Raw genomic sequence first — 21,101 nt, forward strand, 5'->3', positions numbered from 1 at the left:
TTAACGAAGTTCGCCATAAAAAATAACTCTATCAAGTTTTTGTTAAAAACCTTGCTTAATTTCAAAATGTAAAATATATTTGTCATATAGTTAAAAGTATTTTACTAATTATAAAAAATATTTGTCAATCATGAATACGGAAAAATTAATGGAAAACGAGCGTAAACAGCTCTTAAAAATTGGAAAGTTTAGATTGCCACATGCGTTTATGACTCTAGGTGTAATTGTAACAATACTATCTATTATCATGATGTTTGTAAGAGCATGGGTTATGGATGGAGATACGGAATGGTTAAAACTCTTATTGCAAAAAACATTACTCGTTGGTATGTTGGTCATGTCGGTGTCTAAAGACAAATTTGAGGACGAAATGACCATCAGTCTTAGGGCACAATCCTATGCTGTGGCCTTTATTGTTGGTGTGGTCTATGCCTTGGTTATGCCATATGTGGAGTTTGGTGTCTCTAATGTGGTTCACTCTGGTGGTGAAGTGTATAAGGATTTAGGGGATTTTCAGGTATTGCTGTTTATGCTTATGATTCAACTTATGTTTTACCACACGCTAAAACGAACCAGATAATGGAAAATACGATTAAGGTAGAGCGTGCCATTCTGAACCTGACGCAAGGTGAACTGGCTGAAAAAATAGGAGTGTCACGTCAAACCATTAATTCCATAGAGGCTAATCGTTATGTACCTTCTACGGTGTTGGCTCTAAAATTATCGGAGGTATTTAACAAACCGGTTAATGACTTTTTTAAGCTGAGTGCGGATGATTAATTTATAGGTCAGTTCAAGTGTCTCGACATCAATTGTCGAGATGTATTACGAACTACGTGACATGCTTTCAAAACTTATTTTAAAAGCTTCAACATATGCTTCATACCTTCTGTGGCGGTTTTGGCAATCACTTTAATATTTTGGTTGCCAACCATGGCGGGTCTTGGATCAATGTAATAAATAGCGGTATCGGGTTGTACATAATGAATTAGGCTCGCGGCAGGATAGACTTGCATACTTGTGCCAATGATGATAAGAATATCAGCTGCATAACAGATTTTAATAGCGGTATCCATCATAGGGACGTCTTCGCCAAACCAAACCACGTGCGGACGCAATTGATAGCCTTTTTTACAGGTGTCACCAACATGAAGATCTTCAGTCCATACATGGATGTCATTGGTATTGCCAGAGCTTCTTATCTTTCGTAGTTCACCATGCAAATGCACCACATCGGTACTCCCAGCTCGCTCATGTAAATCATCTATATTTTGTGTTACAACGGTCACCTTATACTGTTCTTCCAGTGCTGCAATGGCCTTGTGCGCATCGTTGGGTTGCACCTCTTTAAGCTGTCTGCGTCTCTGGTTATAAAAGTCTAACACCAATTCTGGATTTTGTCTAAATCCTTCTGGTGAAGCCACTTTCATCACATCATGGCCTTCCCAGAGTCCATCATGGTCCCTAAAGGTCTTGACTCCACTTTCGGCACTCATACCAGCTCCTGTTAATACGACAATGTGTTTCATATTTTAAAAATAAAAAATATAACAACAATACGTATTTTTGAATTATGGCAGATTTAAAACTTTTAGAATATCTGGAATCCTATCTTACCGAAAACCGAAAAGAACGTTTTAAAACCGTTTTGGCGCAGCGCACCAAGTATTTTACGGTGGCCACGGAAGATGTCTACCAATTGCATAATACCTCTGCGGTTATACGTTCTTGTGATGTGTTTGGCATACAGGAAGTGAATATTGTTGAAGAAATCAATTCTAAACGCATTGATCGAGAAATTGCCATGGGAGCTCAAAAATGGGTCGATCTTAATCGGTACCACACCACAAAATCCTGTATCGAGGATTTAAAATCCAAAGGCTATCAAATCGTGGCGACCAGTCCACACGCCAAGGACTGTGATCTCATCGATTTTGACATTTCCAAGCGCTCCTGTTTTTTCTTTGGTAGGGAAACCGAGGGTCTATCTGAGCGTGTTGTGGAAGAAGCGGATTGCTTTTTAAAAATTCCAATGGTAGGCTTTACCGAAAGTTTGAATATTTCCGTCTCAGCAGCCATCATTCTTCAGCATGTGACATCCAAATTGCGTAAATCCGATATCAAATGGCAATTAACCGAAGCGGAACAAATTGAAAAACGTTTCGATTGGATTAAGAAGACCTTAAAGGATTATGATGCCATTGTAGAGCGCTACACAGCGAAGCTTTAATTTTTGTAACTTGAAGCATTATCATTAATACTTACGATTATGGTAGGATGGTTTGAAATTCCGGTAAACGATATGGCGCGTGCTAAAAAATTCTATGAAACTGTTTTTAAGGTAAAAATTCAAGAGGTTGATTTTGGTGGACTGCAAATGGGATGGTTCCCAAATCAAAACGGAGGTGAAGGTGCTACAGGAACCCTTATTAAACAGGAATCCTATATCCCAAGCCAGGAGGGGACGTTGGTTTATTTTATGTCTAAAGATGTTCAGAATGAATTGGATCGAATAGAAGCAGCAGGAGGTCAAATTTATCAGCCTAAAACCAAAATTTCAGACGAACATGGTTTTATGGGAGTCTTTATAGATACGGAAGGCAATCGGGTGGCGCTGCACTCCAATGCTTAGGTCTTATCTTTTTTATTTTTACGTTCCTTACTGCGTTGAATCACCTTGTATTCTTCGTAGCACTCGCTTATGGCATCCAAAATCTGTAAATCATTTGCTGTATTGATAAAGTCCTTAGAGTAATTACATTGGTTAACGATTTCGTCTAAATCGTATCTGTTTACACGCAGTAGAACCATGAGCATTTCGCGATCAAAACGTTTGGCCAATTGGTTTCTAATCTCATCATCTTCCTTAATCTTTCGGAGTTTCTGCATTTCGTTTGGTTTCTTTCCAAACATGTTATAAAGGAAGTCGGCAGGATTAAAAATAGCACCCAACACTTTGGTCGCAATATTGGGTTTTCCACCTTCATAAGCTTTACCATATAGGCCAGAAATACGATACTGGTTATTATTTCTAATCGGCACTTGCTTCATGTCTACTTCTAAGTAGCCTGTAAGTTCCAAGGACTTTACGGTCACCTCTTCCAAGGCCAATGCCAATTCGGTCATAACGATTTCGGTATTTCCAAATTTTAGCCAGTCGTTAGTGACTCTAACTTTTAAGGATTTGTAGCCTAAGTAGGAGAGGTGCAAAGTGTCGTTCACCTTCGCCTTTATTTCAAATGCACCATTGTCATCGGTGGCCGTACCTACAACTTGGTTGATGTTAACAATGTTAACCTCACTCAAAGGTTCTTGGGTTGTTGCACTGGTAATCGTTCCCTTAACGGTTGTGGGAAGTTTGGTGGCGGTGCTGTCTTGACTATAGCTGTAAACTGTAGTGAAGCATAAAAATATAAGTAGTAAGTAGCGCATAAATTTAAATACAACGTAAAGGTAAGAAACTAAACGGATTTCACCATTTGGACTACAAGATTTGACTAAATATTAACAACATGCATGCCATAAAAAAAAGCCTCTAATCAGAGGCTTTATGTTTATTTACGTCTTGAGCGACGTGGTCTGTCCGATGCTGAGCGTTTACCTTTCTTGGAACGGTCCGAGCGTCTTCCTCCTTGGAAACTGGAATCGTTACTACGTCTAGAGCGTTTTTCACCTCTTGGTCTATCATTACCTTTACGCTTGCCACGACCTCTATCGCGTTTACCGCCTCCGCCACGGCCTTTATTTTCGCTAACTTCTACATTTACGAAGCGCCCATTGTATTTAAAATCGGTAAAGAAGTCCAATACCTTTTTCTCATGGTCTTTGTCCGTGTTAAAAAATGAAAAGCTGTCTTTGACATCCACTTTAAAGACATCGTCTTTGCCCAGTTCCAATACCTCTTTCAAGAAATCCTTAAGCGCCATCCAATCGTAACCATCTTTACGGCCTACATTGATAAAGTAGCGCGTATCATTGCCCGAACTGCGTTCATCAGCATCATGACTGCCAGAATCCGATACCGATAAATCCTTAGACCCTTGATAATAGTTAAAGAAACGGGTAAACTCAACAGAGAAAAACTTCTTGATCAATTCCTCTTTATTGGTATCCTCAAACAATGCGTTGATGCTGTCTAAATATTTGTCAATTTCGTGATTGACTTCCGTGTTATGCACCTTTTTCGCTAAGCTCATCAGTTGCACTTCGCAGATTTCCATACCAGACGGAATTTCCTTTTTCTCAAACTGCTTTTTAATAATGCGCTCAATACTTTTAATCTTGCGTACTTCACTTTTAGCTACAATCACCATAGATACACCTGTTTTACCGGCACGTCCTGTACGACCAGAACGGTGCGTATAGGTTTCAATTTCATCTGGTAATTGGTAATTGATCACGTGTGTAATATCGTCTACATCAATCCCTCTTGCTGCCACATCCGTCGCAACTAGCATTTGGATTTGATTGTTTCTAAAGGATTTCATGACCAAATCACGCTGATTCTGACTTAAATCCCCATGTAAGGCGCCAGCATTATAGCCATCCTCAATTAGTTTTTCTGCGATTTTTTGGGTATCGCGCTTGGTTCTACAGAATACTACCGAAAAAATATCCGGATTGGCATCGGCCAGACGTTTTAAGGCTAAATAGCGGTCACGACCATTCACCACGTAATATTCGTGGGATACATTGCTGGTACTTTCGTTTTTATTACCTACTGTTATTTCAAGAGGCTGGTACATAAATTTTTTGGCAATGGTAGCCACCTCTTTGGGCATGGTTGCCGAAAACAACCAGGTGCTTTTATCGGCAGGTGTGTGTGATAAGATATCCGTAATATCTTCGTAAAAGCCCATGTTGAGCATTTCATCGGCTTCGTCCAAGACGCTGTATTGAATTTTGGAAATGTCTACCAGATTACGACTGATCATATCCTTCATACGGCCTGGTGTGGCCACCACGATTTGTGCTCCTTTTTTTATTTGTTTGGCCTGTTCGGTAACGCTAGCGCCACCATAAATGGCCACCACATTTAAGCCCTTACAATACTTACCATAGAGTTTGAGCTCGTTGGTAATTTGCAAACAGAGTTCTCTGGTAGGTGAGAGGATAAGCCCTTGAGTGGTTCTGCTGTTAATGTCAATTTTTTGAAGCATCGGAAAGCCAAAAGCAGCGGTTTTTCCTGTGCCGGTTTGTGCTAAAGCCACTAGGTCGCGCTCTTCTTCTAATAGTACCGGAATTGCTTTTTGTTGAATTTCGCTTGGTGTTTCAAATCCTAGATCTGAAATAGCGTCTAATAGGTCTTTGTTAAGACCAAGGTTTTGGAATGTTTCCATTGTTGTTGTTACTGTATGCGATAAATTAATGCAGTGTTACATTAGAAGCGTATCGACATACTTAAACCTAAACTTCTGGTAACACACCTCACTCTGAGGTCTTCACGGTTAGTTTTAAGTGCCGTGAATTTCGGCGCAAAGATAGTCTTTTATTTGGATTGGCAATGCGGTGGTGCGCTTATCGGTCTCGGCCATGAGTAGTTGCGTGGTTTAGCGTTTAACTTAGCAAGTACACACCAAACTGAAAATCCGCGAGGATTTTCAGAAGTAGGCGAGAACAAGCAATTACTTATAGCCATTGTTGTAAAACGTTTTTTTAGAAAGGCAAGTCATCGTCGACATTATCCGATGGTTTTATATTTTTCGAAACACGAATACTATTCACATATTTTTTCCAAAAGAATAAACCTTTGTTAGAGAACTTGTAATAAAAATTATTTTCCTCTCTTACTTCTTCAACTATACCTTGTATTAAATATTTTTCTTTGATTATTTCATTTATGCCGTGAGGAAATTCTCCGCCATTTCTAATCTTTACGCCTACATCTCTAAAATAATCGTATAAATCAGATTCCCTAAATTCTATATATTGGTTCTCATATATAGAATTCTGTGTATTTTGTTTGTTTTTACTGCTGTCAGAAATTAGCTTTTTTAATTCTTCATTCTCATTTTTCAATGTTTCTAATTCCATTGATTGAGATTTTAAATATACCTCTCTTTCGTCTAATTGATTTCGTAGCTGCTCGATTTGCTTATTAAAATCAGCTTTATCTCTGTAACTGGCTTTTAAATCTTCTAACTTGCTTTCTTGGATGGCAATCTCTTGCTTGCCCTCGTAATCAAAGACTTGTTGTTTAATAAGATTTTTCTTTCTACCAATTGTTGATTTTCTTACTAATTCGTCGACTGCCCACATAAAATATGGAAGGACTATAACATATATCAAAGCTATTCCAAATGGTATAAGAAAATAAGTGCCAACAGTAGCATAATTATTTTCTATGTAATTAATTCGGTTTTCGACATTTTTGTCAGAGAATAATAAAACTGTTATAGGTCTCCAATTTATAGCTATCCAAGAGATAATAAAGGTTCCAATTAAAGGATTTTTAATTCTATCCTTTGATGATTCAAAAAATGACTTTAGTATTTCTTTCATTTGTTGGTTAGGTCAAAATGTTTTACAACGTTTAGGATATGAACTCGTTTTAATGGTTTATATCCACCGATAAGCGAAGGTCGCCATTTTAAACCATAATATCAATACGTAACTTCACGTATTTTTTTAGTTCAGGGCTTTGTCACGGTAACGCGACTGCCGTATCAGTTTCATGGAGCGCAATAAATCGAGATAATCCGAGGCCATCGCTTCATCATCTATAGCTTCTGCATCCATCTTATTAAATCCATGGATTATATAAGTGTCTTTTGGTTTCCGCAGTACGATATAAATATCTTCCCTAGAAAACTTAAATAAGGTACGGTCGGCCTCAAAAATAACATCGCCCACCAAAAAGCTGGGTGCATTCATTTCCTTATGCAGTAAGTCCAATCCTGTGCGTTCTTTGGCATAGCCATACAGCTTTTGGATAAAACGTATGGTTTCGGCATTACAGGTGGTGCTTAAGGGTTCTAAGGTTTCGGTTTCAAAGTAATTATGGGCATCCTTAAAAAATTGGTTCACTACCCTAAGTATGGAGTCTACGGCTGGCCGCGTTTTAACCTCCTGTTTATAGTTTATAATTTTTTGCTGTGCCCTTTGGATGCGCTCTGTTGTGGCGTAAATGTCATTTTCGCCCATAACTTTCCATTTGCCATCGTACTTACATACCTTAATGTTGTAGTATTCGTAACCGCTCATTTGGCAACTGCCACAGCTGTCATTGACTTCCACAGATTTAGCCCAAATGTTTAAATCGGCTTCGATGATTCGGGTTTTGAGCATCTTAGCGTAGTTGTGGTTCAGCATAAGAAGCTTGTACAAGGAATCTTCGGTAACGGACTTTATTAAAAGGGTGTCGCCCTGTTTTAGGGCTTTGCGTGCTCGTATAAAGGTATTGCAGGTCTCACGCACTTTAGCGGCTTCATCTTGTGCGTAACTAGAGCATGCCAACATGAGCATGGTGATGACTACTATGTAGGTGTATTTAATTTGAAGCATCCGTAAGGGTGTTTAAAAATTTAATAAGCTGTTGTACGGCCTTACCACGATGGCCAATTTTGTTTTTTTCTTCCAAAGGGATTTCGGCAAAGGTTTGGTCGTAGCCCTCAGCTTTAAAAATAGGGTCGTAACCAAAACCTTGCGTGCCCTGTTTTTCGGTCGTAATCTCGCCTTTGCAAATACCTGTGAAGGTCTTGAGTGCTCCATTGAGGTGCAAAGCAATGACCGTTTTAAATTGGGCTTTTCGTGAGGTCACATTTTCTAGTTTTGCCAGTAGTTTGTTCATATTGTCCTCAGCGCTGCGTTGCGGACCAGCATAATGTGCCGTATCCACACCAGGCGCGCCATTAAGGGCATCGACTTCCAAGCCTGTGTCGTCCGCAAAGCAATCGTAACCGTAATGGTCTTTTACATAACTGGCTTTTTGTTGGGCATTGCCCGCAATCGTGCCCGTAGTTTCGGGTAGCTCCTCGTGGCAACCAATGTCCTTAAGGCTTAATAGGGTAATGTGCTTGGGCACTAAGGCTTGTACCTCTTTAATTTTGTTTTGGTTATTGGTGGCAAAGACAATCTGCATCATATGGATGTAATAGGAAGGTAAATATACTTTAATATTCGTTTTTGGGTTTGGGATGTCTTAAATTTATAACTCTAAAATGTGAACAATGCGGTTACTTATATTGTTTTGTGCGCTGTCTTTAAGCGCGTTTGGCCAAACGGTGGTCAAAAAGGTGGACTCCAAATGGATTATGGAAGTGGATGGAATGCCCTTTGACATCAAAGGTGTCACTTTTGGGTATCATGATGATGTAGCCAATTACGATACCTATTTTAAGGATTTAAAGTCCATTGGTGTCAATACCATTAGAACTTGGGGTACGGATGAGAACACACCAGCGCTATTGGATGCGGCAGAACGTTACAACATCAAAGTGATGCTCGGTATCTGGTTGCGCCATGGCCGACCTGGAATGGAAGATGATGACAGTTTTGACTACCTCACGGACAACGAAGGTATGGAGGCCATGTACAATGCTGCTATGGAAACCGTAAATACTTATAAGAATCATCCTGCTGTTTTAACTTGGGGAGTGGCCAATGAAGTGTACTTAAATATGGCGACGGATGAAGAAAAGCTGGTGTATTCAAAGTTTTTGGAGTGCGTGTGTAGCAACATAAAGCAATTGGATGCCAATCATCCCATAACCTCTGTTGAGGCTTGGACGTTTGGATTGGATTGGTGGGAACAATACGTGCCATCCTTAGACATTTACGGTTTAAATAGTTATGGTCCTGGTGCGGGTGTGCTTCAGGATGAATTGGATAAACGCCAAATTGATAAACCCTATATCGTCACCGAGTTTGGAGTCACAGGCGAATGGGATGCACCAGCCGATAAAAATGGTGTAAAAATAGAACCTTCGGACAAGGAAAAATACGATGCCATTGTTAAGGGCTACAGCAACTGGATTAAAACCAAACCCTCGTGTTTGGGCGTGTATGTATTTCATTACAGTAGTGGTACCGATTTTGGTGGTGTGTGGTTAATGACCCATTTTAATGACTTGTACCGACCACAATATTGGGCCATACGTGAAGCATTTACAGGTAAAACACCGGACAATAGTGTGCCTGTTATTGAAGCCTTCAGTTTGCCAAATGAGACTTACAACAGCACGACTTGGATTCCTGTGGAGTTGCAGGTTACCGATGCAGAAAATGAAGCGTTGGCTGTTAGCTTTTATTATAATCAGCGTGAAGGCAGTCGAAGGCGCCGAAATCAGATGCTGCCCTTAAATTTTAGAAGCAACTTGGAGCAGGGTTTTGAGATTCAGTTACCGCGTGAAAACGGAGCTATAAAAGTCTATGCCTTCGCGAAGGATACCTATGGCAATTTAGGGATTGCTTCAACATCCATTAAGGTTAAAGATAACATAGCAGCTAAACGGGAGTTTAAGGTACCCAAGGCAAAGTTGCCATTTTATGTTTATAAGGATAATGAGCACGTTCCCTATTTCCCATCAGCTTATATGGGAAATTACAGGGCCATGGAGGTTGATTTAAACCATACAGCGCAGGTACATTCCGGTAAAACCGCTATTGCCATTAGTTACAACGTAGGTTATGATTGGTATGGATTTGCGATGGTAGATCCTGCCAATGACTGGGGAGATATTTTGGGTGGTTATGATATTTCTGGCGCTAAAACCTTTAGTTTTTGGGCAAAATCGGACAGTAGCAATGTGATGGCGACAATAGGCTTTGGTCTTATTGAAAATGATAAAACCTATTACGATACGGCCAAAAAGTCTATTGAAATTAAATTAACCAAGGAATGGAAGAAATATACCATTAAAACCAAGCGATTGGACTTGTCTTGCATACGGTCGGGACTTGTTATTTTTTCTAGTGGTACTGGATTACCACACAAAATTTATATCGATGATGTGGTGTTTGAATAGGGGTTATCCTGTGGTGTCCCTATAATGCAACGGTCTGCTTGCCCGAACCATTTTACCCGATTCCTAGAAGCAATCTTATAAATAACATCTCTTGGAACTCTTGGAATGTACCCTAAAACGCCTGAAAGTAATTGGTACTTGGGCAGTTTGCCCAAGATTTTTAAAAAGCCGTCCGAATGGGTACTTATGCCGTTATCATCAATAAGAATGACGGTTGTGAGTTCCTCTAATGGAAAACCATATTGGGATAGCAATGCCTGACCGCATGGCGACTGAAAAGCAACAAACTGAAATGTATGCTTGGGTGCCGACTTTAACAGCCAACGTACAACACCATTGCATAAATTACACGCACCATCAAAAATAATAATATTGGCTTTGCTTTGGTTGTTCATAAAGCATTCGGTTGTAAAATAATAGTCGATACAGGCGTTTTAAACTTTCATAATGTTTGGATTTTAAAGATTATTTATGATAATTATCAGTAATCCCAAGCGTTAAAAGTTGTATATTAGATAAAGGAATTATTAATTAAAACAAGTATAAATATGACGGTAAATTTTCAATACGTAAATACAGATGTAAGTGAGACATTATCAGCATTTACCAGAGAAAAGTTAGAGAAATTATCCAATAAATTTGAATTTTTAATATCAGCGCAGGTGTACATCAAACACGATGACAAAGACCACGACGCAGGTAAAATATGTAATATAGAATTGAGTCTTCCAGGACCGCGAATTTTTGCAACGTCCAACAAGCCATCTTATGAAATGGCTGTCAATGAAACGATTAACGATTTAACACGTCAACTAAAAAAAAGAAAAGGAGTATTTAAAACATTTTAAAATTGAGATAAAACGCTTAGACGTTTGATTATAACAGAGGGTTTACTCGGTTGGTTATCTATGATGATATGGTTCGTTCTTTAAAATAGTAAACCCTCTGTATAATTGTTCTATAAAAAACAAACGAACCATTTGATGCGAAAACGTCATTTTAGATAGTCCTAATGTTCCGTTGGCTCTATTGTAAAGGTCTTCGGAAAAGCCATAAGGTCCACCAATCACAAAAATCAAGGTTTTAATTCCGGAATTCATGTGTTTTTGTAAATAGTTAGAAAACGCAATGGAATTCATTTGCTTTCCATTTTCATCCAATAAAATGAGTATATCGGAATTTTGGGTTTTGGCAAGTATGAGTTCGCCTTCCTTTTCTTTCTGTTGGGTCTCTGAAAGGTGTTTTACATTTTTGAGATCCGGTATAATCTCAAATTCAAACTTTATATAGTGGTTTAAGCGCTTTTGATAGTCTTCAATTAAGGTTTGAAGGTTTTTATTATCTGTTTTGCCTATGGCGATGAGTTTGATATTCATAGTCTATTGTCACTTCGAGTGATTTCATTTTTGATAATCATCGAAATTGTAATTGTATCGAGATGTCTAATGTTAACCGTTCTCTATACAAATTTATTGGTTTTGCTTATAAATTCACTCGAACAGACCTAAGATTTATTAAACTTTTCAAATTTCAATTCCTATTTTTACATGAAATAAATGTGTAATGATTTCAAAAGAACAATTCCAACACGAAATAGATTTAATTATTGCCAATGCCATTAGAGAAGATGTTGGTGATGGTGATCATAGTTCCTTGGCATGTATACCAGCTTCGGCAGTGGGAAAAGCCAAACTTTTAGTAAAGGACAATGGAATAATTGCTGGAATTGATTTTGCAAAACAGGTTTTTAACTATGTGGATAAGGACATGAAAGTAGACGTGCTCATTGAAGATGGAAGTCAGGTAAAGCATGGAGATGTTGTGTTTTATGTGGAGGGTTCTTCACAATCTATTTTAAAAGCAGAACGTTTAGTACTCAATGCCATGCAACGCATGAGCGCCATTGCCACTAAAACAAAAACTTTTGTGGATTTATTGGAAGGTACGGGAACCAAAATATTGGATACGCGCAAAACCACACCAGGTATTAGAGCTTTGGAAAAATGGGCAGTTAAAATTGGAGGTGGCGAAAATCATCGATTTGCACTCTACGATATGATCATGCTAAAAGACAATCACATCGATTTTGCTGGTGGTGTGGCTAAAGCCATTGAAAAGACGAAACAATACCTAAAAGATACCCATAGAGACCTTAAAATCATCGTTGAAGCACGTGACCTCGATGAGATTAAAGAAATCCTAGATTGTGGTGGAGTGTATCGCATTCTAATAGATAACTTTAATTATGAAGATACCAGAAAAGCCGTAAAACTTATTGGTGACCAATGTCTTACGGAATCCTCAGGTGGTATCAATGAAAAAACGGTAAGACGTTATGCCGAATGCGGTGTCAATTATATTTCTTCGGGAGCATTGACACACTCGGTATACAATATGGATCTAAGCTTAAAGGCAGTTTAGTATGACAAAGCCCATAGAAGATAAGCTCGACAAAATACCTGTAATAAATTTATTGGTACGCTTTTTTAAGCAGATTAGATTGCCAGGTTTTGAGGGTTTGTCTATTTATGATTTGTTAGAGCTGTATGTTATGGGTATTGTAAAAGGTGCTTTAACAACTAGAGCCAGTGCCATAGCCTTTAGTTTTTTTACGGCAATTTTTCCGTTTTTACTGTTTGTCATTATCTTAATGCCATATATTCCTATTGAAGGCTTTCAAGAACAATTTGAGCTTTTTTTAAACGATTTTCTACCACCCCAAACATCAGAGTTCTTTTTTGCTAATATTTTTGAAAATATTAGTGGAGGTACAGGTGCGGGATTATTATCATCTGTGTTTTTGCTATCTATGCTCTTAATGGCCAATGGTGTTAACGCCGTGTTTTCAGGATTTGAGAATTCGTATCACGAGCAATTGACGCGTAATGTGTTTCAACAATATTTATATGCGCTTGGAGTAGCGCTCATTCTAGCATTTTTAGTACTCCTAACGGTTGCGTTTTTTGGTTACGCCCAAATTTATATTATCACACCTTTAAACAATGCTTTGGATACAGAAAGTGCCACCAGTGAACAGTGGATTAGCACCGTAAAATATCTGTTTTTTGTAGTTATGGTGTATATAGCAACAGCGACATTATACTACTTTGGCACCAAGGAAGGAAAACACACCCGTTTCTTTTCGATTGGAGCCTTGCTCACCACCTTACTGATTATATTAACCTCATTTCTCTTTGGAATCTACATCGATAATTTTTCGCAATACAATAAGCTGTATGGGTCAATAGGCGCCTTGTTAATTTTGCTATTGTACCTTTGGTTGAATTCCAACATTTTATTGTTAGGGTATGAGTTGAATGTATCATTACGCAGACTTAAAAAGATCAATACCAATGAAGAATAAACTTTTTTTAACTATACTATTAGCCTTAATTGTCAATACCATGGATGCTCAAAATATTTTGGGCAAATGGAAAACGATTGATGATGAAACTGGCAAGGAAAAATCTATTGTTGAGATTTATGAAAAGGATGGGAAAGTTTACGGAAAAATCGTTGAGTTATTAAATCCATCAAAAGAAAATCCTAAATGTTCTAAGTGTGATGGTGATAAAAAAGGACAGCCCATTTTAAACTTGGTTATTATTGAAGGAATGGAAAAAGACGATGAGGTTTATGAGGGTGGTACCATTCTTAATCCTGAAAATGGTAAAGTTTACAAATGCCGTTTAAAATTAGAAGAGGATATGGATACCTTACAGGTGAGGGGTTACTTGGCTTTCTTTTATAAAACACAATACTGGAAACGTGTTAATCCATGACCCATTTTCTTGATGTCATATTACCTATTCCGCTTCAGAAGGCATTTACCTATCACATCACTGCAGCAGAAGCAAAATTTCTAAAACAGGGAATGCGAGTGGCAGTGCCCTTTGGTAAGAGTAAAATTTACACCGCTTTAGCTTATAAGGTTCATAACAATCCGCCAGCGGCTTACGAAGCAAAGACCATTCATCAAATTTTAGATGAAGAACCGATTGTTACCGAATTACAATTACAGCATTGGCAATGGATAGCCAATTATTATATGTGCAGTTTGGGTGAAGTCATGCGTGCTGCCATGCCAAATGCTTTTCTCATAGAAAGTGAAACAATTCTTATTAGAAATACCAATACCGAAATATCAGAAGCAGATCTAAAGGACGATGAATTTTTAATCTACGAAGCTTTACAATATCAGTCGTCATTGAAAATAGAGGATGTGGTTTCCATTTTGGATAAAAAACGGATTTTACCCGTTGTAAACCGCTTGGTTGAAAAGGGAGTGTTGCAATTGCAGGAGGAACTTTATGAAAAGTATAAGCCAAAACTCGTGCGCTATGTTAAACTTCATGAAGCACATAAATCTGAAGAAAAGCTACAGGAATTATTAGAAATTTTAAACCGTGCACCGAAGCAACGTGAGGTTATATTGACGTTATTTAGCCTTGAAGCGTCAGAACATAAACCGATAAAGGTCTCTGAATTAAGTGAACGCAGTGGAGCGTCTTCAACTATCATTAAAGCACTAATAGATAAATCTATATTAGAGGAATATTACATTCAAACAGATCGGATCCAATTTGAGGGCGATGGCAGTGAACAGACTAAGCAATTAAGTAAGGCTCAAACAAGCGCATTGGAAGAAATCAAAGCTTCTTTTGAAACCAAATCCGTCACTTTATTACATGGTGTAACCTCTTCAGGTAAAACGGAAATCTATGTAAAACTTATCGAAGACCAACTTAATTTAGGTAAGCAAGTACTGTATTTATTGCCAGAGATTGCCTTAACAACACAGTTGGTACAACGTTTACAAGATTATTTTGGCGAAAGGGTTGCCGTTTTTCACAGTAGGTATTCCAATAACGAGCGTGTTGAGGTCTGGCAAAATCTTAAAAACAATTTAGAAAAGGCACAATTAGTAATAGGAGCACGTTCCTCGTTACTCTTACCGTTTTCGAATTTAGGATTGGTTATCGTAGATGAAGAACATGAGCAGTCTTACAAGCAATTTGATCCAGCACCGAGATACCATGCCAGGGATGCCGCTATAGTTTTAGCTAGCATTCATCAAGCGAAAACCATTTTAGGATCAGCCACGCCAAGTTTGGAAAGTTATTTTAATGCAAGCCAAGGTAAATATGGTTTTGTGGAATTAAAAACACGTTTTAATAATGTGCTTATGCCAGATATCGAGTTGGTTGATTTGGCAGATAAGTACAAGCGAAAGCGCATGAAAGGTCATTTTTCGGATCGCCTGATTGAAGAGATGGATGAGACCTTGAATGAAGGATTTCAAATTATAATATTTCAAAATAGAAGAGGGTTTTCGCCAATTGTGGAATGTACGACTTGTGGTAACTCACCGCAATGTCCCAATTGTGATGTTAGCTTAACTTACCATCAATATAGAGATCAGTTAAGGTGTCATTATTGTGGTTATAACACTGTAATGCTTAAAAATTGTCAGGCTTGTGGAAATGCCACTCTAGACACCAAGGGTTTTGGAACCGAGCAAATTGAGGAAGAGGTTAAGGTGCTCTTTCCAGATAAGAAGGTGGCTCGTATGGACTTGGATACCACACGAGGAAAACATGGCTTTGAAAAAATTATTACGAAACTTGAACAACGAGAGATCGATATTTTGGTTGGCACGCAAATGCTCACCAAAGGACTGGATTTTAGACATGTAAAGCTGGTTGGTATAATGAATGCTGATAATTTACTAAATTTCCCAGATTTTAGAGCGCACGAGCGAAGTTACCAATTAATGACGCAGGTAGCAGGTAGGGCAGGACGAACCGATATCAGAGGTAAGGTGTTGATTCAAACGTATAACCCTCATCATAACATTTTACAGCAAGTATCTACAAACGCATACAAGGAAATGTATGCAGAGCAGATGAATGATCGCTATAACTTTAAATATCCGCCGATTTATCGTTTAATTAAAATTACATTAAAGCATAAGGATTACAATCGAGTTAATTTGGCAGCCGATTGGTATGCCAAATCTCTGAGACAAGTGTTTAAGACAAATGTCTTAGGGCCAGAGTTTCCACCAATATCCAGAATTAGAAACCTGTTCAACAAAAATATCTTAATTAAGATTCCTCAAAATCAGTCACTCAGCAAAACAAAGGAATCCATAATGAAGATAGATAACAGTTTTAACGCCATAAAAGATTTTAGGTCGGTAAGAGTTGTCATCAACGTGGATAACTATTAAGCAATAAAAAATCCCAACAAGTGCTGGGATTTGATATCAATGTGTAATGAGATATTCTGAAACGTGTAGTGTTCTACATATTGTTCAAAGCATCTACTAATTGTGTTTTCTTATTTCGACTCAAAGGAATCTCATAAGCGCCTACTTCAACATTTTTACTGTTAAAGCGATCGATTTTATCTAAATTCACGATATACGATTTGTGAATTCTCAAAAACTTTCCTTCGGGTAATTCCTTTTCAAAAGCTTTCATTGTAGATAAAACAACAAGGCTGTTTTCTTCCGTTACAACTTTTACATAATCGCCTAGTGCTTCAATCCATTTAATATCCTTAATGTAAACTTTACGCTTTTTAAGGTTACTCTTTACAAAGATGTGTTCACCGTCAGTTTCGTTAAAGTCTAATTTTAATTTGTGCTGCTCAATAGCTTTTTCAACAGCAGTATTAAAACGTTCTTTGGTGATTGGTTTTTGAAGATAGTCGGTAGCATCGTAATTAAATGCCTTAAAAGCATATTCGGTTTTACCTGTAACAAAAATAATTTGGGGTTTGTTGTTGAGTACATCTAGGAGTTCAAATCCGTTTAATACTGGCATTTCTATATCTAGAAAGATTAGATCTACCTTGTGTGTATTAAGTCCGTTTTTTGTTTCTAACGCACTGCTGTACTCTGCAATAAGGTTAAGTGAAGAGTGATTCTCAATTAACTTTACAATAGAGAGGCGCTGAATCGCAGAATCATCAACAACTACACAGTTTAAAGTCATAACATTAATATTTATTAGGTTAAGATATCGACAATAGTACGATAATTTCGGTTAAAAAACAAATTTTACCGACAAACAGTAAAATTTAACATAATCTTAAGTGTAAAATTTGTTAGAAACTTTCCTTTCAAAAACGTTGCCAAAATTAGAAATATTGTTTATTTTTGCAGCCGTTTTAACAATAAACAAATTTAGTATTATTATGAATCATTATGAAACTGTTTTCATTTTAAATCCCGTTTTATCTGAAGACCAGATAAAGGAAACAGTAAAGAAGTATGAAGATTTCTTAACTGATAAAGGTGCTAAGATGATTGCCAAAGAAGATTGGGGCTTAAAAAAATTAGCCTATCCAATCCAAAACAAAAAGAGTGGTTTTTATCACTTATTTGAATACCAGGTAGCTGGTGAAGTTATTGAACCTTTAGAGTTAGAGTTTAGACGTGATGAGCGTTTTATGCGTTATTTAACTGTAAAATTAGACAAGCACGCAATTGCTTGGGCTGAGAAAAGAAGACAAAGAAACAAACAAAAAGCTTAATTATGTCATCAATAGAACAACAAGCCAAAGGAAAAAAAGACAGTGAGATTAGATATCTTACTCCTTTAAATATAGAGACACAAAAAACGAAAAAGTATTGTCGTTTTAAAAAGTCTGGTATCAAATACATAGATTATAAGGATCCAGATTTTTTATTGAGTTTTGTAAACGAACAAGGTAAATTGTTACCAAGACGTTTAACGGGAACTTCTTTAAAGTACCAAAGAAAAGTATCTGTGGCCGTAAAGAGAGCTAGACACTTAGCTTTAATGCCATATGTTGCGGATTTATTAAAATAAAATATCATAACAATGGAACTTATATTAAAACAAGACGTTGAAAATTTAGGATTTAAAGACGATATTGTAACGGTTAAGAACGGTTATGGTAGAAATTATTTAATTCCACAAGGACATGCTGTAATGGCTACTCCTTCGGCTAAAAAAGTATTAGCTGAGACTTTAAAGCAACGTGCATTTAAAGAAAAATCGATTATAGCAGATGCTGAAAAGACAGCTGAAGCTTTAAAAGCCTTAGAAATTAAAATCACTGCAAAAGCTGGTACTGGTGCTACAGCAGGGGACAAGTTATTTGGCTCTATTACCAATATGGACTTAGCAGAAGCGTTAAGAAATGAAGGTCACGAAGTTGATAAGAAATACATTTCTATCAATGGTGGTAACATCAAACGATTAGGTCAGTACGAAGCTGTTATCCGTTTACACAGAGAAGTTACAGTAGATTTCACCTTTGAAGTTATTGCTGAAGCTTAATCGACATAGAATAACATTATTAAAACCGTTTAGTTGTCTAAACGGTTTTTTTATTCAAAATCTTTATTAGAAGAATTTTACCAATAGTAATAAGTTTTTTTTAAAATGTTATAGTTGATGAAACGTTTTTTTCTGCTCTTCATAATTATAGTTGGTTTTGTTGCCTGTAGGGATTCTAAGGTCAACCAACAAACAGCTGGATCAAAATCGAGACTCATTGAGGTGTTTAGAGCTTCAAGTTCAGATTATCCAAATATCAGTGTACATAGGGGAGGAAAAGGATTAAAATACTATCCCGAAAACTGTTTGGAAACCATCAGATATATCAACGATAGTATAACGGCAATTTTTGAAATTGACGTTGCGCAAACCAAAGATGGTCAGTTGGTTTTAATGCATGATAATTCTATTGACAGAACAACAACAGGGTCTGGTTTATTAAAAAGTCATACGTATAAGTCCCTAAATCAATATGTTCTGGTAGACGATTATGGGAATAAAACCAAGTATAAAATTCCTTTGTTTATAGATGTGTTGAATTGGTGCAAAGCCCATAACGTTATTTTAACGGTAGATATCAAGCGTTCTGTAAGTCAAAAAAAGGTTATAGATGCGATTAAAGAGGCTAAAGCAGAAAATATCTGCGTCATCATTACATATGACCTAGAACAAGCTAAATCGGCTTATGCTCTGGCACCAGAACTCCTTTTATCTGTTTCTGCCAGAAATGATCAAGAACTTAAGAGGCTTTTAGCTTCAGAAATCCCAACTAGAAATATGTTAGCTTTTACAGGAACGCGATTGTCTGATACATCATTATATCAAAGACTTCAGAATGAAAATATAGTTTGCATGTTAGGGACACTGGGCAACCTGGATAGACAGGCAGAAGCGAGAGGAGACTATTTATATGCTCAGTGGTTGGCAATGGGTGTAAATATTATTGCTACAGACAGACCATTTGAAGTTTATAGTGCCATAAAAAAATAGCCATCATGAAATACGCAAGATTAACAAAAGAACAGTTTGAAGAGTTACATCAGGAATTTATTAACTTTTTAGCAACACAATCTATCACAGCAGAAGAATGGGAAGACATTAAAAAAAATAAGCCTGAGGCGGCAGAGCAGGAGTTGGATGTATTCAGTGATTTGGTCTGGTATGGTGTATTGAGTAAAGTAGAGTACTTAGAGCATATTTCATCAGACCAGATTCATTTGTTTAAGTGTCGAGAAAAAGACATGCATTTAATAGCCCTTAAGTTAAAAGCTGAGAAAGCTGATTTAACAACAAAAGAAGGATTTCAGTGGCTAAGAGATAATTTATTGTCGGACGATATCGAGTTTTTTAATGCGAAAAAGGAGTATTCAGACGACAAGCATCAAGATATATTCAAATTAATTCAACAAGGTGCTAATATTACCAAAGGTGAATTATTTCAGTATTTTGAAAAGTTGATTAAAGGTTAGATTATTGGTGTTCTAAACTAGTTTCAGAATCAAGGGCTTTATTATAAAGTAGATCAAATACTGCGTTTACAGAAGTTTACTCATATCTCAAAGACTCAATAGGGTCTAGTTTAGCAGCTTTTGTTGCGGGATATAATCCAGATATAATTGCTACAATAAAGGCAATGCTTGTAGCCCAAATCATGGCCACCCAAGGGGTAGAAAACTCGAGTTGAAATCCAGAAGCAACTCCCCAACCAATGAGAATTCCCAATACAATACCTAAAATTCCGCCAAGTTGGCCAATAATGATAGTTTCCATAAAAAACTGAAATGCAATGGTACTGCGCTTGGCTCCTAAGGCTTTACGAACACCGATTTCACGTGTACGCTCACTCACAGAAACCAGCATGATATTCATCAATGCAATAGTAGAACCAAAAATAGTAATGATGCTGATTATCCATGCCGCCACATAAAGTGCATTCGTATTTTCTGCTACACGGTTAATAAGATCCTCACTACGTTCTATACCAAAATTATTTTCCTCTATAGGGCTCAATCCTCTGGCATTTCTAAAGGTAATTATGGCATCGTCCTGAGCGCCTTCTAGCATGTCGGTTTTGTCTACTTTAACACTTAAAGTATAATTGATGTTTGGATTGGTGAAAATAGATCTTGCCTTCTGAATAGGCATAATCACTCTTAAATCCTGATTATTACCAAAGGTAGACCCCTTTTCTTTTAAAACCCCAATGACTTTAAATTTAGAACCTCTTATACTAATGGTTTTGTCAATAGGATTTTCCTCAGGGAACAAGGCTTTTTGTAAGTCGCTACCAATAACACAAACGGCATTGTTGTTTTCTACATCAGCAAAATTCAATGACCGACCGTTTTCTATTTCCAAACCTGAATTTTCAATATAATGTTCGTTTGAACCAATAACAGCAACTTCAGGATCGGTTTTTTTATTCTCGTATTTTACTTCGGATGCAGAAGAACCGTAAAATGAAACCGCGACTTTTGTAAAGGGATAGTTATACGTATCAATAAAATCTTTTACATTTCTATAGCTAATAACAGGATTGACCTTTTGACGCTCTCTACTGCTTTGGCGTTGTGCCCTAAACTCGTAACGTTGAAAATTAAAGGTATTGGCACCCATAGACGAAAAATTACTGGAAATGGTGTTTTCTAAAGCCGATACGCCACTTAAAATACCAACCAAGGCCATAATACCAATGGCGATGATTAAAACCGTTAATATGGTACGTAGTAACTGGCTTTTTATTGAGCCAAAAGCTATTTTTACATTCTCTCTAGCTAATGAAAACATAGTTGTGTTTAAAGTTAGTTGGGTTATAAAACCA

The 21,101-nt window shown here is 37.3% G+C and carries 25 protein-coding genes; 15 read left to right on the forward strand and 10 right to left on the reverse strand.

The window, feature by feature from the left end; translation table 11 throughout:
- Window positions 1-130 precede the first annotated feature (130 nt).
- Window positions 131-580: a hypothetical protein gene (locus ACFQ1K_RS00395; RefSeq protein ID WP_320556133.1), complete on the forward strand. Its 450-nt coding sequence runs from the start codon at window positions 131-133 to the stop codon at window positions 578-580.
- Window positions 580-780 carry a helix-turn-helix transcriptional regulator gene (locus tag ACFQ1K_RS00400; protein WP_320556134.1) on the forward strand — a complete coding sequence of 67 codons (201 nt, stop codon included), beginning with the start codon at window positions 580-582 and terminating at the stop codon, window positions 778-780. Before ACFQ1K_RS00395 ends, ACFQ1K_RS00400 begins: the two co-directional genes overlap by 1 nt.
- A gap of 74 nt (window positions 781-854) precedes the next feature.
- Here the strand turns inward: ACFQ1K_RS00400 and ACFQ1K_RS00405 are convergent, their stop codons facing one another.
- A complete protein-coding gene (locus tag ACFQ1K_RS00405) occupies window positions 855-1,529 on the reverse strand; it encodes an SIR2 family NAD-dependent protein deacylase (protein WP_320556135.1) in 675 nt (224 codons plus the stop codon).
- A 44-nt stretch (window positions 1,530-1,573) separates the two neighbouring features.
- Between ACFQ1K_RS00405 and ACFQ1K_RS00410 the strand changes: the two genes are divergently transcribed.
- Window positions 1,574-2,230 carry a TrmH family RNA methyltransferase gene (locus ACFQ1K_RS00410; RefSeq protein ID WP_320556136.1) on the forward strand — a complete coding sequence of 219 codons (657 nt, stop codon included), beginning with the start codon at window positions 1,574-1,576 and terminating at the stop codon, window positions 2,228-2,230.
- 39 nt (window positions 2,231-2,269) lie between these two features.
- Entirely contained in the window at window positions 2,270-2,632 is a 363-nt protein-coding gene (locus ACFQ1K_RS00415) for a VOC family protein (RefSeq protein ID WP_320556137.1), read from the forward strand.
- On the opposite strand, the gene ACFQ1K_RS00420 is transcribed toward ACFQ1K_RS00415, so the two are convergent.
- From ACFQ1K_RS00420 to ACFQ1K_RS00440, 5 genes are all read right to left on the reverse strand, one after another.
- Window positions 2,629-3,432 carry a carboxypeptidase-like regulatory domain-containing protein gene (locus tag ACFQ1K_RS00420; RefSeq protein WP_320556138.1) on the reverse strand — a complete coding sequence of 268 codons (804 nt, stop codon included), beginning with the start codon at window positions 3,430-3,432 and terminating at the stop codon, window positions 2,629-2,631. The genes ACFQ1K_RS00415 and ACFQ1K_RS00420 overlap by 4 nt on opposite strands.
- 122 nt (window positions 3,433-3,554) lie before the next feature.
- Window positions 3,555-5,339: a DEAD/DEAH box helicase gene (locus ACFQ1K_RS00425; protein WP_320556139.1), complete on the reverse strand. Its 1,785-nt coding sequence runs from the start codon at window positions 5,337-5,339 to the stop codon at window positions 3,555-3,557.
- Between the two features lie 316 nt (window positions 5,340-5,655).
- Complete coding sequence (locus tag ACFQ1K_RS00430) at window positions 5,656-6,501, reverse strand: hypothetical protein (RefSeq protein ID WP_320556140.1); 846 nt, start codon at window positions 6,499-6,501, stop codon at window positions 5,656-5,658.
- 126 nt (window positions 6,502-6,627) lie between these two features.
- On the reverse strand, window positions 6,628-7,503 hold the full coding sequence (locus ACFQ1K_RS00435; RefSeq protein WP_320556141.1) for a hypothetical protein: 876 nt from the start codon (window positions 7,501-7,503) through the stop codon (window positions 6,628-6,630).
- Window positions 7,490-8,080: a non-canonical purine NTP diphosphatase gene (locus ACFQ1K_RS00440; RefSeq protein WP_320556167.1), complete on the reverse strand. Its 591-nt coding sequence runs from the start codon at window positions 8,078-8,080 to the stop codon at window positions 7,490-7,492. The genes ACFQ1K_RS00435 and ACFQ1K_RS00440 overlap by 14 nt, the downstream gene beginning before the upstream one ends.
- Window positions 8,081-8,168: 88 nt before the next feature.
- Here ACFQ1K_RS00440 and ACFQ1K_RS00445 point away from each other — a divergent pair, with 88 nt between their 5' ends.
- Window positions 8,169-9,965, forward strand: coding sequence for a glycoside hydrolase family 2 TIM barrel-domain containing protein (locus ACFQ1K_RS00445; RefSeq protein WP_320556142.1), 1,797 nt, complete (start codon window positions 8,169-8,171; stop codon window positions 9,963-9,965).
- Here the strand turns inward: ACFQ1K_RS00445 and ACFQ1K_RS00450 are convergent.
- Window positions 9,938-10,360, reverse strand: a complete 423-nt coding sequence (locus tag ACFQ1K_RS00450) for a thiol-disulfide oxidoreductase DCC family protein (protein ID WP_320556143.1) — start codon at window positions 10,358-10,360, stop codon at window positions 9,938-9,940. The genes ACFQ1K_RS00445 and ACFQ1K_RS00450 overlap by 28 nt on opposite strands.
- A gap of 153 nt (window positions 10,361-10,513) precedes the next feature.
- On the opposite strand from ACFQ1K_RS00450, the gene ACFQ1K_RS00455 reads away from it, so the two are divergent.
- On the forward strand, window positions 10,514-10,813 hold the full coding sequence (locus ACFQ1K_RS00455; RefSeq protein WP_320556144.1) for an HPF/RaiA family ribosome-associated protein: 300 nt from the start codon (window positions 10,514-10,516) through the stop codon (window positions 10,811-10,813).
- 54 nt (window positions 10,814-10,867) lie between these two features.
- Here the strand turns inward: ACFQ1K_RS00455 and rlmH are convergent, their stop codons facing one another.
- Window positions 10,868-11,341, reverse strand: a complete 474-nt coding sequence (gene rlmH / locus ACFQ1K_RS00460; RefSeq protein WP_320556145.1) for a 23S rRNA (pseudouridine(1915)-N(3))-methyltransferase RlmH — start codon at window positions 11,339-11,341, stop codon at window positions 10,868-10,870.
- A gap of 187 nt (window positions 11,342-11,528) precedes the next feature.
- On the opposite strand from rlmH, the gene nadC reads away from it, so the two are divergent.
- From nadC to priA, 4 genes are read left to right on the forward strand one after another with little or no spacing between them, the layout of a single operon-like run.
- On the forward strand, window positions 11,529-12,386 hold the full coding sequence (gene nadC / locus ACFQ1K_RS00465; RefSeq protein WP_320556146.1) for a carboxylating nicotinate-nucleotide diphosphorylase: 858 nt from the start codon (window positions 11,529-11,531) through the stop codon (window positions 12,384-12,386).
- A 1-nt stretch (window position 12,387) separates the two neighbouring features.
- Window positions 12,388-13,329, forward strand: coding sequence for a YihY/virulence factor BrkB family protein (locus tag ACFQ1K_RS00470; protein ID WP_320556147.1), 942 nt, complete (start codon window positions 12,388-12,390; stop codon window positions 13,327-13,329).
- Complete coding sequence (locus ACFQ1K_RS00475; protein ID WP_320556148.1) at window positions 13,319-13,747, forward strand: DUF2147 domain-containing protein; 429 nt, start codon at window positions 13,319-13,321, stop codon at window positions 13,745-13,747. The genes ACFQ1K_RS00470 and ACFQ1K_RS00475 overlap by 11 nt, the downstream gene beginning before the upstream one ends.
- Window positions 13,744-16,197: a replication restart helicase PriA gene (gene priA / locus ACFQ1K_RS00480; RefSeq protein ID WP_320556149.1), complete on the forward strand. Its 2,454-nt coding sequence runs from the start codon at window positions 13,744-13,746 to the stop codon at window positions 16,195-16,197. Before ACFQ1K_RS00475 ends, priA begins: the two co-directional genes overlap by 4 nt.
- Before the next feature lie 73 nt (window positions 16,198-16,270).
- On the opposite strand, the gene ACFQ1K_RS00485 is transcribed toward priA, so the two are convergent.
- Window positions 16,271-16,966 (reverse strand): LytR/AlgR family response regulator transcription factor, encoded by a 696-nt coding sequence (locus ACFQ1K_RS00485; protein ID WP_076620930.1) that lies wholly within the window; start codon window positions 16,964-16,966, stop codon window positions 16,271-16,273.
- 202 nt (window positions 16,967-17,168) lie between these two features.
- Here ACFQ1K_RS00485 and rpsF point away from each other — a divergent pair, with 202 nt between their 5' ends.
- The 5 genes from rpsF (at window position 17,169) to ACFQ1K_RS00510 (ending at window position 19,749) form a co-directional block, all read left to right on the forward strand.
- Complete coding sequence (rpsF, locus tag ACFQ1K_RS00490) at window positions 17,169-17,507, forward strand: 30S ribosomal protein S6 (protein ID WP_320556150.1); 339 nt, start codon at window positions 17,169-17,171, stop codon at window positions 17,505-17,507.
- Window positions 17,507-17,806 carry a 30S ribosomal protein S18 gene (rpsR, locus tag ACFQ1K_RS00495; protein ID WP_320556168.1) on the forward strand — a complete coding sequence of 100 codons (300 nt, stop codon included), beginning with the start codon at window positions 17,507-17,509 and terminating at the stop codon, window positions 17,804-17,806. Before rpsF ends, rpsR begins: the two co-directional genes overlap by 1 nt.
- A 12-nt stretch (window positions 17,807-17,818) precedes the next feature.
- Complete coding sequence (rplI, locus tag ACFQ1K_RS00500; RefSeq protein WP_320556151.1) at window positions 17,819-18,280, forward strand: 50S ribosomal protein L9; 462 nt, start codon at window positions 17,819-17,821, stop codon at window positions 18,278-18,280.
- Window positions 18,281-18,397: 117 nt separating this feature from the next.
- Window positions 18,398-19,270 carry a glycerophosphodiester phosphodiesterase family protein gene (locus ACFQ1K_RS00505; protein ID WP_320556152.1) on the forward strand — a complete coding sequence of 291 codons (873 nt, stop codon included), beginning with the start codon at window positions 18,398-18,400 and terminating at the stop codon, window positions 19,268-19,270.
- A gap of 5 nt (window positions 19,271-19,275) precedes the next feature.
- The gene (locus ACFQ1K_RS00510; protein ID WP_320556153.1) at window positions 19,276-19,749 is read left to right on the forward strand and encodes a DUF6495 family protein; all 474 of its coding nucleotides are present in this window, start codon (window positions 19,276-19,278) and stop codon (window positions 19,747-19,749) included.
- Window positions 19,750-19,825: 76 nt separating this feature from the next.
- On the opposite strand, the gene ACFQ1K_RS00515 is transcribed toward ACFQ1K_RS00510, so the two are convergent.
- On the reverse strand, window positions 19,826-21,067 hold the full coding sequence (locus tag ACFQ1K_RS00515; RefSeq protein ID WP_320556154.1) for an ABC transporter permease: 1,242 nt from the start codon (window positions 21,065-21,067) through the stop codon (window positions 19,826-19,828).
- Between the last annotated feature and the right edge of the window lie 34 nt (window positions 21,068-21,101).

This window comes from Winogradskyella aquimaris (genome assembly GCF_042676105.1).
In the GTDB taxonomy this organism is placed as follows: domain Bacteria; phylum Bacteroidota; class Bacteroidia; order Flavobacteriales; family Flavobacteriaceae; genus Winogradskyella; species Winogradskyella aquimaris.

What these genes read in the sequence shown, in the direction of transcription:
- ACFQ1K_RS00485 (WP_076620930.1), bottom strand. Translation starts at nt 16,966, where the DNA reads ATGACTTTAAACTGTGTAGTTGTTGATGATTCTGCGATTCAGCGCCTC.
- ACFQ1K_RS00445 (WP_320556142.1), top strand. Translation starts at nt 8,169, where the DNA reads ATGCGGTTACTTATATTGTTTTGTGCGCTGTCTTTAAGCGCGTTTGGC.
- ACFQ1K_RS00410 (WP_320556136.1), top strand. Translation starts at nt 1,574, where the DNA reads ATGGCAGATTTAAAACTTTTAGAATATCTGGAATCCTATCTTACCGAA.
- ACFQ1K_RS00415 (WP_320556137.1), top strand. Translation starts at nt 2,270, where the DNA reads ATGGTAGGATGGTTTGAAATTCCGGTAAACGATATGGCGCGTGCTAAA.
- rplI (WP_320556151.1), top strand. Translation starts at nt 17,819, where the DNA reads ATGGAACTTATATTAAAACAAGACGTTGAAAATTTAGGATTTAAAGAC.
- rpsF (WP_320556150.1), top strand. Translation starts at nt 17,169, where the DNA reads ATGAATCATTATGAAACTGTTTTCATTTTAAATCCCGTTTTATCTGAA.
- ACFQ1K_RS00395 (WP_320556133.1), top strand. Translation starts at nt 131, where the DNA reads ATGAATACGGAAAAATTAATGGAAAACGAGCGTAAACAGCTCTTAAAA.
- ACFQ1K_RS00400 (WP_320556134.1), top strand. Translation starts at nt 580, where the DNA reads ATGGAAAATACGATTAAGGTAGAGCGTGCCATTCTGAACCTGACGCAA.
- ACFQ1K_RS00505 (WP_320556152.1), top strand. Translation starts at nt 18,398, where the DNA reads ATGAAACGTTTTTTTCTGCTCTTCATAATTATAGTTGGTTTTGTTGCC.
- ACFQ1K_RS00420 (WP_320556138.1), bottom strand. Translation starts at nt 3,432, where the DNA reads ATGCGCTACTTACTACTTATATTTTTATGCTTCACTACAGTTTACAGC.
- ACFQ1K_RS00450 (WP_320556143.1), bottom strand. Translation starts at nt 10,360, where the DNA reads ATGAACAACCAAAGCAAAGCCAATATTATTATTTTTGATGGTGCGTGT.
- ACFQ1K_RS00470 (WP_320556147.1), top strand. Translation starts at nt 12,388, where the DNA reads ATGACAAAGCCCATAGAAGATAAGCTCGACAAAATACCTGTAATAAAT.
- ACFQ1K_RS00435 (WP_320556141.1), bottom strand. Translation starts at nt 7,503, where the DNA reads ATGCTTCAAATTAAATACACCTACATAGTAGTCATCACCATGCTCATG.
- priA (WP_320556149.1), top strand. Translation starts at nt 13,744, where the DNA reads ATGACCCATTTTCTTGATGTCATATTACCTATTCCGCTTCAGAAGGCA.
- nadC (WP_320556146.1), top strand. Translation starts at nt 11,529, where the DNA reads ATGATTTCAAAAGAACAATTCCAACACGAAATAGATTTAATTATTGCC.
- ACFQ1K_RS00510 (WP_320556153.1), top strand. Translation starts at nt 19,276, where the DNA reads ATGAAATACGCAAGATTAACAAAAGAACAGTTTGAAGAGTTACATCAG.
- rlmH (WP_320556145.1), bottom strand. Translation starts at nt 11,341, where the DNA reads ATGAATATCAAACTCATCGCCATAGGCAAAACAGATAATAAAAACCTT.
- ACFQ1K_RS00425 (WP_320556139.1), bottom strand. Translation starts at nt 5,339, where the DNA reads ATGGAAACATTCCAAAACCTTGGTCTTAACAAAGACCTATTAGACGCT.
- ACFQ1K_RS00430 (WP_320556140.1), bottom strand. Translation starts at nt 6,501, where the DNA reads ATGAAAGAAATACTAAAGTCATTTTTTGAATCATCAAAGGATAGAATT.
- ACFQ1K_RS00440 (WP_320556167.1), bottom strand. Translation starts at nt 8,080, where the DNA reads ATGCAGATTGTCTTTGCCACCAATAACCAAAACAAAATTAAAGAGGTA.
- ACFQ1K_RS00515 (WP_320556154.1), bottom strand. Translation starts at nt 21,067, where the DNA reads ATGTTTTCATTAGCTAGAGAGAATGTAAAAATAGCTTTTGGCTCAATA.
- ACFQ1K_RS00405 (WP_320556135.1), bottom strand. Translation starts at nt 1,529, where the DNA reads ATGAAACACATTGTCGTATTAACAGGAGCTGGTATGAGTGCCGAAAGT.
- ACFQ1K_RS00455 (WP_320556144.1), top strand. Translation starts at nt 10,514, where the DNA reads ATGACGGTAAATTTTCAATACGTAAATACAGATGTAAGTGAGACATTA.
- ACFQ1K_RS00475 (WP_320556148.1), top strand. Translation starts at nt 13,319, where the DNA reads ATGAAGAATAAACTTTTTTTAACTATACTATTAGCCTTAATTGTCAAT.